This is a genomic window from Streptomyces sp. SID14515, from assembly GCF_010548505.1.
Classification (GTDB): domain Bacteria; phylum Actinomycetota; class Actinomycetes; order Streptomycetales; family Streptomycetaceae; genus Streptomyces; species Streptomyces caviscabies.
Genome location: NZ_JAAGMH010000060.1, coordinates 1 through 10,404, shown reverse-complemented (window position 1 = coordinate 10,404; position 10,404 = coordinate 1). Strand labels below are relative to the sequence as shown.

Annotated in this window: 2 protein-coding genes; both read right to left on the bottom strand. The window is 67.4% G+C overall.

What is annotated here, in order from left to right; translation table 11 throughout:
• Window positions 1–5,882, bottom strand: a 5,882-nt coding sequence (locus G3I54_RS11230) for a type I polyketide synthase (protein WP_164613621.1), incomplete at its 3' end; no start/stop codon positions are given.
• A gap of 13 nt (window positions 5,883–5,895) precedes the next feature.
• Entirely contained in the window at window positions 5,896–10,392 is a 4,497-nt protein-coding gene (locus G3I54_RS11225; protein WP_343240310.1) for an SDR family NAD(P)-dependent oxidoreductase, read from the bottom strand.
• Between the last annotated feature and the right edge of the window lie 12 nt (window positions 10,393–10,404).

The window sequence follows — 10,404 nt, the reverse complement described above, 5'->3', positions numbered from 1 at the left end:
GCAGCCAGCCCCGCAGCCACCCCCGGCTCCCCGGCCAAAGGCCGCAGACGCTCAGCCCACGCACCCAACGCAGACTCCGACCGAGCCGACAACAACCACGGCTCCACACCAGCAAGCCCAGACACAGCCGGCACAACAGACGTAACAGGCACAGGAACAGACAGCTCAGGCGCCTGCTCCAGAATCACGTGCGCGTTCGTCCCACTGATCCCGAACGACGACACACCCGCCCGACGCGGACGCCCCACCTCAGGCCAGGCACGCTGCTCCGTCAACAACTCGACCGCACCCGCCGACCAGTCCACATGCGACGACGGCTCATCCACATGCAACGTCCGCGGCAACACCCCATGCCGCATCGCCATCACCATCTTGATCACACCAGCCACACCAGCAGCAGCCTGCGTATGACCCAGATTCGACTTCAACGACCCAAGCCACAGCGGCTCCTCACGCCCCTGCCCATACGTCGCCAACAACGCCTGCGCCTCAATCGGATCACCCAACGTCGTACCCGTACCGTGACCCTCCACCGCATCCACATCAGAAGACGACAACCGCGCATTCGCCAACGCCTGCCGAATCACCCGCTGCTGCGAAGGACCATTCGGCGCCGTCAACCCATTCGACGCACCATCCTGATTAACCGCACTCCCCCGCACCACCGCCAGCACACGATGCCCAAGACGCTCCGCATCCGACAACCGCTCCAACACCAACAACCCAACACCCTCACCCCACCCCGTACCATCAGCCGCATCAGCAAACGCCTTACACCGACCATCCACCGCCAGACCGCCCTGCCGCGCAAACTCGGTGAAGGCCACTGGAGTCGCCATCACCGCGACTCCGCCTGTCAAGGCCAGAGAGCACTCGCCGTTACGCAGTGAGGAGACCGCTTGATGCAGCGCCACCAGAGCTGATGAGCAGCCGGTGTCGACGGTGATCGCTGGGCCCTCCAGGCCGAGCGTGTACGCGATACGACCGGAAATGACGCTGCCGGAGTTTCCCGTCATGGCGAATCCCTCGGAGCCATGTGCGGATTCAGATAGCAGACCCGCATACTCCAGTGCTGCGGCTCCGACTATGACCGCGGTCGAGCTACCCTTGAGGGTCGTCGGGTCAATGCCCGACCGTTCCAGGGCTTCCCAGGATGCTTCCAATAGCAGCCTCTGTTGCGGGTCCATCGCCACCGCTTCCCGCGGGGAGATGTCGAAGAATGCCGGGTCGAAATGGCCGGCGTCGTCCACAAAACCACCGACGGCGTCCGTTTCCCAGCCTCGGTCCACGGGAGCCGCGGTGAGTGCGTCGGTCCCGGACGAGACCAGGTCCCACAATTCTTCCGGCGTGCTCACTCCGCCCGGGTAGCGGCAAGCCATGCCCACAATGGCAATCGGCTCGTCGCTGCCCAGCGCTGCCGCAGCCGGCGCCGCCTCGTCGGCCTCGCCCCAGAGCTCGGCCACGAGGTGATGTGCGAGCCGTGTGGGAGTGGGGTAATCGAATACCACCGCACCGGGAAGTCGTAGCCCTGTCACCTTCGTCAGACGATTGCGGAACTCCACCGCCAGCAGAGAGTCGAAGCCGAGGTCGCGGAAGGGCTTGCGAGGGTCGATCGACGCACTGTCCGTATGGCCCAGCACCACCGCCGCCTCGGCACGCACAACGTCCAGCAGAGCTGTGGCCCGGTCGGTGTCGCTAGCGGCCCTCAGGCGCGTACGCAAAGCGGCGGCGCGCGGATCCGCGTCCGCTTCTCCTGGATTCTCTTTCAGGGCGGCGGCGACCTCGGGGATGTCCCCGATCAGGGGGCTCCGGCGTGCCAGCGTGAACGTCGGCGCGAACCGGGCCCAATCCATTCTGGTCACCGTCAGCGACGTCTCGTCGTGGTCGAGGGCTTGCTGCAACGCGGACAGCGCAAGCTCCGGCGCCATCGCACCGACCCCGCGTCGACCGAGCTCCCGTTCCGTGGCCCCGGCGAGCATTCCACCACCGGACCACCCGCCCCATGCCACCGACGTAGCCGTCGCACCGCGGGCTCGGCGGCTCTCCGCCAGCCCGTCCAGGTAGGCGTTCGAGGCGGCGTACGCCGCCTGGCCGGCACTGCCCCACACGGCGGCGCCGGAAGAGAACAGCACGAACGCGTCCAGGTCCGTGTCGGCCAGCAATTCATCCAGTTGCTGTGCACCGGCCACCTTTCCCGCCGCCGCTTCAGAGAATTCGGCCTGCGTCAGCTCCGATATGCTGCCGTACTGGCTGACCCCGGCCGTATGGAAGACCGCATTGATCGGACCGGCCTCGCTCAGCGTCTTGGCCAGGAAGTCGCGGTCCGCGACGTCACCTGCGGCTACGGTCACGGTGATGCCGAGCTCGTTCAACTCGTCGAGCAGCGCCTGCGCGCCAGGGGCCTCCGTGCCTCGTCGGCTGGTGAGCACGACATGATCGGCCCCGTTGCGGGCCACCCACCGGGCCACATGCCCACCGATGGCACCAGTGCCTCCGGTGATCAGCACAGTGCCACGGGGCTCCCAGCTACGTGGCGGGACGGCGTCGCCCACTTCGGCGCGGACGAGCCGACGGCCGTACGCCTGTGCGCCTCGTAGGGCCAGTTGATCCTCGGAGCCGTCGCCTGCCAGCACGCTCGACAGCAGGCGGGTGGAAGTCCCGTCCAGGGTCTCGGGAAGATCGATCAGCCCACCCCAGCGATCCGGGTGCTCCAGTCCCACGACTCGGCCCAGTCCCCAGATCTGGGTCAGTCGTGGACACACCGTGTCCTGAGTGCCCACCGCCACGGCGCCGCGGGTCAGCATCCACAGGCGCGCGTCGATCTCGGCGTCACCCAGCGCCTGCACGAGCACGGTGGACGACCAGACGTCGGTCACCGTCGACACCACACCATGGAACTCACCGGCGGTGGACAGCCGTGCCGCCAGGGCGTGGCGATCGGCTTCGCTGCCGACGGCCAGCTCGACCACCTCGGCAGGCGCCAGCGCCCGCGCCACGTCGCCGTCGGCACCGGGCTCCGGCACCACAACCAGCCATCGGCCTCTTGCAGGCGTCTCGGTCGGCACCGGCACAGGTTCCCACTGCACGCGGTAGCGCCACGAGTCCACGACGTCTTCGGGTGACTGCTGTCCGAGCACCGGCGGTTCGAGCCAGAACCGTTGATTCTGGAATGCGTAGGTGGGCAGATCCACCCGCCGCGGAGCATGGCGTGCTGCCAGTGCTGCCCAGTCCACGGTGGCTCCATGGACGTACGCTTCGGCCAGCGAGGCGACGAATCGATCCGGACCGCCGTCGTCCCTGCGCAGTGAACCGAAGGTGACCGCTTCGGCCCCCCGGTCGTCGATGGTCTCGCGGATCGCAGGCACCAGCACCGGGTGCGGACTCATCTCGATCAGGGCGGTACACCCGTGGTCGAGCAGTGCTTGCGTGGCCTGGTCGAACTGGACGGTCTCACGCAGATTCCGGTACCAGTACTCCGTACCCAGTTCGGCCGGGTCCGTCACTGCACCGGTCACGGAGGAGACGAACGCGATCTCTGTGGCTGCCATGGAGATGTTCGCTAGCGCCGCGTCCAGATCGGCCCGGATGTCCTCGACCTGAGCCGAGTGGGAGGCATAGTCAACCGCGATGCGTCGGGCACGTACACCCTCGGCCGCGCACTGGGCCAGCAGTTCGTCAAGCGCGTGTGGTTCGCCCGAAACCACAACCGACTGGGGTCCGTTCACCGCCGCAACCGACAACTGTGTGTCCTGCCAGTTACGGAGTCGGTCCACGACCTGCTCCACCGGCAAGGTCACCGAGGCCATGCCGCCTCGTCCTGACAGCTCCGAGGCGATCAGTTTGCTGCGCAGGGCCACGATCCGGGCGCCATCGGCCAGAGAAAGCGCACCCGCCACACACGCTGCGGCGATCTCACCCTGACTGTGCCCGGCGACCGCCACCGGCTGCACCCCGCAGGCCCGCCACAGGTCGGCGAGCGACACCATCACCGCCCACAACGCCGGCTGCACCACATCCACCCGCTCCAGCGGCGGAGCGTCCGGGTCTGCCCGCAGCACGTCTTCCAGCGACCAATCGACGTATGGCGCGAGGGCAGCCGCGCACTCCTTCATGCGGGCAGCGAACACAGTCGAGCCGGTGAGCAGTTCGACCGCCATGCCGGCCCACTGCGCGCCCTGGCCGGGAAACACGAATGCCGCACGGACCGTTGGTTCGGCTGTTCCCTCGACCACACCGGGTGCGGAGGCGCCTTGGGCGATCGCGGCCAGCCCTGCCCTAAGAGCGTCTGTTTCCGCGGCGGTCACCACTGCCCGGTGTGCGAAGGCCGAGCGGCCGTGGGCGAGCGACCAGGCAACGTCCACCGGTGACAGGTCCGGTGTGGCGTCCCAGAAATCGGCCAGTCGTGTCGCCTGTGCTCGTACCGCCGTGTCGCTCGCGCCCGAGACCACCCAAGGCAGGACCGACAAGTCGAGCGGAGAGACGCCTGCCGTCTCGTGCGGTCGCGGATCGTCGACTGTTTCCGGCGCCTCCTCGATGAGCAGGTGGGCATTGGTGCCGCTCACCCCGAAGGAGGACACTCCCGCCCGGCGCGGGCGGCCCCCGCGCGGCCACGGCCGTGCCGCGGTGAGCAGCTGGATGTTGCCCGTTTCCCAGTCCGCGTGCGGAGTCGGTTCGTCCACATGCAGGGTCTGCGGCAGTGTCTCGTGTTGCAGAGCGAGCACCATCTTGATGACGCCGCCGACGCCGGCTGCGGCCTGGGTGTGGCCGATGTTGGACTTGAGCGATCCCAGCCACAGCGGTTCACCGTTCGGGCGGTCCTGCCGCCCATAGGTGTTCAGCAGGGCACGGGCCTCGATGGGATCTCCGAGTGTCGTGCCGGTACCGTGGCCTTCGACCACATCCACGTCAGCAGCGGTCAGGTTGGCGTTCGCCAGGGCTTGGCGAATGACCCGCTGCTGAGCCGGGGCGCTGGGGGCGGTCAGGCCGTTGGACCCCCCGTCCTGATTGGCTGCGCTGCCGCGGATGACCGCCAGCACCGGATGTCCCTTCTTGCGGGCATCGGACAGCCGCTCCAGGAGCAGCACACCGACGCCCTCGCCCCACCCCGTGCCGTCGGCCGCCGCCGCGAACGGCTTGCACCGGCCGTCCGCGGCCAGCCCGCCCTGCCGGGCGAACTCTATGAAGGGGCCGGGTGTGGTCATCACCAGAACGCCGCCGGCCAGCACAAGATCCGACTCGTCACTACGCAGCGACTGCACCGCCAGGTGCAGCGCGACCAGCGAGGAGGAGCATGCCGTGTCGACGGTTACCGCCGGCCCTTCCAGGCGCAGGCTGTAGGCGATCCTTCCTGACAGCACGCTTGCGGCTGTGCCGGTGAGCATATGGCCTTCGCTGTCATGGTCCGAGGCGGCGAGAAGGCCGGCGAACTCCTGTGACGTCCCGCCGATGAATACTCCGGTCTGGCTGCCGTTCAAAGCCAGCGGATCGATTCCGGCCCGTTCGATCGCTTCCCAGGAAGTCTCCAGCAGAAGCCGCTGCTGAGGGTCCATGGACAGCGCCTCGCGCGGCGAGATCCCGAAGAACTCCGGGTCGAAATCGCCGACTCCGTCGAGGAACCCGCCTGCTTTGGTGTAGGACGCCTCGGACGAGAACCGGGCCCAGCCCCGGTCCTCGGGAAAGTCGCCCACCGCGTCGACCCCGTTGGCCACGAGAGCCCAGAGCTGTTCCGGGGAAATGACACCGCCGGGGAACCGGCAAGCCATGCCGATCACCGCGATGGGCTCGCGCGTCTTCTCTTCCAGGTCGCGTAGTTGCTGGCGGACCTGTCGACCCTCCGCGATCGCACGCTTGAGGTAATCGCGGAGCTTGGCTTCTTCGGACATCTACTGTTCGCTCCTAAAGGGAAAAGCCCTTGTCGACAATGTCGAAGAGGTCATCGTTCGAGGCGTCGTCGAGATCGTCGACCGCATTCGCCGGACCGCCATCATTCGCCCAGGCCGCCGCCAAGGCCGTCAGACGCCGGGTGATGCGCCCTCGCTCCAGGTCGTCAACGCCGAGTGCGCCCAGCACCGACTCCAGACGATCGAGCTCGGCCAGCACAGAGTCTGCTCCTGCCGCCTGCTCCGGCAGCAGTTCGGACTGCAGGTGGGCCGCCAGCGCGGTGGGCGTCGGGTAATCGAAGACCAGTGTGCTGGGCAGTCGCAGTCCGGTCGCGGCGTTGAGCCGGTTGCGAAACTCCACTGCCGTCAGCGAGTCGAACCCGAGCTCCTTGAACGTCTGCGCCGCCGGTACGGACTCCGCCGAACCGTGGCCCAGAACAGTCGCGGCATGGGTTCGCACCAGGTCGCCGAGCACCCGGTCCTGTTCGGTACCGGCCATACCGGCCAACCGGTCACGCAGGGCGGGGCCGCCGCGGTCTGCACCGGCTGTAACCACCCGTCGCTGAACCGCGCTCACCAGGCCGGACAACAGTGGTGCCACGGAGCCGTCGTCCGCCCGTAGCACAGTGACGTCCAGACGCGTGGGCACGGTCACCGGCAGGTCCAGGCTCCGCGCGAGGTCGAACAGGGCCAATGCCTGTGCGGTGTCCAGGGGCAGCACCCCGGCACGGCTCATCCTGGTGACGTCGGCTTCGTCCAGGTGGCCTGTCATACCGCTGCGCTCGTTCCAGAAACCCCACGCCATGGCGGAGGCCGGCAGGCCGAGGCTCCGGCGGTGTCGGGCCAGGGCCTCAAGGAAGGCATTGGCTGCGGCATAGTTGCCCTGTCCGGCCCCTCCCTGGGTAGCAGCCACCGAGGAGAACATCACGAAGGCCGCGAGTTCTTGACGCCTGGTCAGCTCATGCAGATTGACCGCCGCATCCACCTTCGGGCGCAGCACCCGGTCGAGTTTCTCGGGAGTCAGGGACGTGATGAGCCCGTCGTCCAGCACCCCGGCGGCGTGGATCACCGCCGTCAGCGGATGCGCGGCCGGAATGCCTTCGAGCAAATCCCTCAGCCCGTCGCGGTCCGCCGCGTCGCAGGCTGCTACGGTCACCGTCGCCCCCGCCTCGGTCAGCTCCGCGACCAGTTCCGCCGCACCTGGAGCCTCGGGCCCCCGGCGGCTCGTCAGCAGAAGATGCCGCATGCCGCCCGCGACCACCATGTGACGCGCGAGCGTGGCACCCAGTACTCCGGTGCCACCGGTGATCAGTACGGTTCCATCCCGCCGCATCGGCTGAGGCACGGTAAGCACGGCTTTTCCGACCAGTCGCGCCTGGCTCAGCGAACGGAATGCTTCGCGGCCACGTCGGACATCCCACGTGGTGACGGGCAGCGGCTGGATGATCCCCCGCTCCATCAGGGCGCGTATCTCCTGGAGCATCTCCTGTATTCGCTCGGCCCCGGCCTCCAGCACGTCGTACGCGTGATAGGCCACTCCGGGGTAGGCCGCGGTGACCGCTACCGGATCCCGCTTGTCGGTCTTGCCCATCTCCAGGAACCGCCCGCCGGTGGGCAGGAGCCGCAGACCGGCATCGACGAATTCACCTGCCAGGCAATCCAGCACCACGTCCATTCCGTGGCCTTCGGTGCCCTCCAGGAAGCGCTTCTCGAAGTCGAGCGTGCGTGAATTGGCCAAGTGCGCGTCGTCGAAACCGGCTGCTCGCAGCGCCTCCCACTTCCCAGGGCTGGCGGTGCCGAACACCTCTGCGCCCAGATGCTGGGCCAGCTGCACCGCCATCGTTCCCACGCCTCCGGCGGCGGCGTGGACCAGGAGCCGTTCGCCCGGCTGCAGCGCGGCCAGGTGTACCAGCCCGTAGTACGCGGTCAGGGCGACGATCGGGATCGCTGCGGCCTGCTCAAACGTCCATCCGTCCGGGATCCGGACGAGACTGCGGTGATCAGTCACGGCGATGGGGCCGAAGGATCCCGGGCAGAGCCCCATCACCCGATCACCCACCGCGATCTCGGTGACGCCAGGTCCCACATCAAGGACGACACCGGCGGCGTCGCCGCCTACTCCTTCGAGTCCGGCCACAACGTCCAGAGCCACAATCACGTCTCGGAAGTTCAAAGCACTTGCGTGTACGGCGAGCCGGACCTGGCCTGGGCCCAGTGGTTCCAGCACGTCAGGGCAGCCGACCAGGGCGAGGTTATCGATCGTGCCCTTCCCGGTAATGTCCAGCCGCCACGCATCCTGGCCGCGCGGTGGGGCCAGCGCCTCGTGGCCGGCGGCCCGGGCCAGCCGGGGTGCCAGGACCGCGCCGTCCCTGATCGCGAGCTGCGGTTCACCGGTGGCGACCGCCGCTCGCAGGAGGTCCGCGTCGGTATCCGGGGCGTCCATGTCGATCAGCACGAACTGGTCCGGGTGCTCGGACTGCGCCGAACGGACCAGGCCCCACACTGCGGCGTTGGCCAGATCGGTGATGTCCTCGTTGTCCTCGGTGGCAACCGCACCGCAGGTCAGCAGCGCCAAGCGGGCACCGTCCGGATGGTCGTCCGCGAGCCACTCCTGCAGAAGGGAAAGCGTTTCCGTGGTCGCGGTGCGTACAGCTGTTGCTGGGTCCGCGTCTGCGGGAGCCTTCAGGACGCGGGAGACGAACACACCCTCAGGAGGGGGCTCGTGGCCGATCAGGGGAACGGATACCCAGTCGATGTGGAACAGCGAATCCGAAGTGTCCGCCCCGATGTGTTGGATGGATGCGGCGCGCAGCATCAGGGCGTCCACCACAGCAACCAGCTGTCCGTCGAGATCGGTGAGGACGAGTGACACCGTGTCCGGTCCGGAGGGTGTCACGCGAACACGGACCGCCGTAGCACCCACGGCGTAAAGGGTCACTCCGGTCCAGGCGAAGGGCAGTCTTGTCCCACCGTCGTCGGAATCAAGCAGGAACATGCTCTGCAGAGCCGCGTCCAGCAAAGCCGGATGGATTCCGAACCGACCGGCGTCCGCTACCTGAGCCTCGGACAGACGCACCTCCGCGAGCACCGCGTCATTGTGCCGCCAGGCAGCACTCAGGCCTTGGAAAGCCGGTCCATAGTGGTAACCAGCGTCGGCGAGGCGCGTATAAAAGTCCTCTACGGCTGCGGTTGTAGCTCCAGACGGCGGCCATGCGGTGGGCACGGTGGGCGGCTCCGGCACTTCAGCTGTCAGCACGCCCTCAGCGTGTGCGCCCCATGCGTCGGCCGACGCGTCCTCCGGCCGGGAATGCACGGTCACGGTGCACCGGCCGGTCTCGTCCGGCGTGCTCAGCCGGACCTGAAGCATCATCGCGCCCCGATCGGGCAACACCAGCGCAGTGTGCACGGTGAGATCCGCCAGATGGCCAAGTCCTATCTGGTCGCCGGCTCGGATGGCGAGCTCGACGAATGCTGTGCCGGGCAGGATGGCCGTGCCCTCAACAACATGATCAGCAAGCCAGGGATGTGTACCAAGAGAAAGCCGACCGGTGAAAAGCACCCCATCACCATCGGCCAACGTCACCGCTGCACCCAGCAACGGATGACCCAGACCATTCAGACCAAGACCGGCCGCATCCGTAACACCCGCAGACCGCGGCAACCAGTAACGCTGATGCTGGAATGGATAGGTAGGCAGATCAACACGCGGACCCGCCGGCACCAACGACGACCAATCCACCTCCACCCCATGAACCCACGCCTCGGCCACACTGGCCACAACCCGATCCCAACCCCCCTCACCACGACGCAACGTACCCAACGCCACCGCATCAACCCCCGCCTCATCAAAACCCTCGACAAGACCAGGAACCAACACAGGATGCGGACTCACCTCCACAAACACACCGAACCGCTGCTCCAGCACAGCATCAACCGCCGACCGGAAACACACCCGCTCCCGCAAATTCCGATACCAATAATCACCCCCAAGCTCCGCACCACCCACCAAACCACCCGTCACCGTGGAATAAAACGGCACCACCGAATCCCGCGCCTCCACCCCCTCCAACAAACCCAACAACTCCGACTCAAGCGCCTCCACCTGCGAAGAATGCGACGCATAATCCACAGACACCCGCCGCACCCGAACCCGCTCGGCCTCACACACACCGAGCAACTCCTCCAACGCAGCAACATCCCCCGACACCACCACCGACCCAGGACCATTCACCGCCGCAACCGACAACCGCCCAGGCCAACGACCAACCAACCCCTCCACCTCAACCAACCCAGCACCAACCGAAACCATCCCCCCCGAACCCGCCAACCGCCTCCCGATCAACCCACTACGCAACGCCACCACACGCGCCGCATCCTCCAAAGACAACACACCCGCCACACACGCAGCCGCGATCTCCCCCTGCGAATGCCCCACCACCGCACCAGGCACCACACCACACGACCGCCACACCTCAGCCAACGACACCATCACCGCCCACAACGCCGGCTGCACCACATCCACCCG